Origin of the sequence: Bacillus pretiosus (assembly GCF_051294775.1) — a bacterium.
In the GTDB taxonomy this organism is placed as follows: Bacteria; Bacillota; Bacilli; order Bacillales; family Bacillaceae_G; genus Bacillus_A; species Bacillus_A wiedmannii.
In genome coordinates this window covers 1-328 of the sequence record NZ_JBPPHF010000075.1, presented here as the reverse complement: position 1 = coordinate 328, position 328 = coordinate 1, and the positions used below count along the sequence as shown (strand labels likewise).

The following is a 328-nucleotide window of genomic DNA, read 5'->3' as shown; positions in this document are numbered from 1 at the left end:
GCTTTTAACACCAGTTGGGATGGCGATGTTATTCCGAACATTTTCACCAGAGGAAAGGCCGAAAATTTCACGGTTTATTGTGTTGCCAATTGCTGTAGCACCGGCAGTAGGACCAATAATTGGCGGTTTTTTTGTAGATCAAATGTCTTGGCGCTGGGCATTTTATATTAATTTACCGTTCGGAATCGTAGCATTACTATTCGGTCTACTATTTTTAAAAGAGCATATTGAAAAATCAGCTGGTCGCTTTGATTCACTCGGTTTTGTTCTTTCAGCACCAGGATTCGCGATGCTTATCTATGCACTTAGTCAAGGACCCTCAACAGCC

At 41.8% G+C, this 328-nt stretch carries 1 protein-coding gene; it reads left to right on the top strand.

Annotation, left to right across the window (positions count from 1 at the left end):
• Positions 1–328, top strand: a 328-nt coding sequence (locus ACSG5Z_RS29915; RefSeq protein ID WP_435712751.1) for an MFS transporter, incomplete at both ends; no start/stop codon positions are given.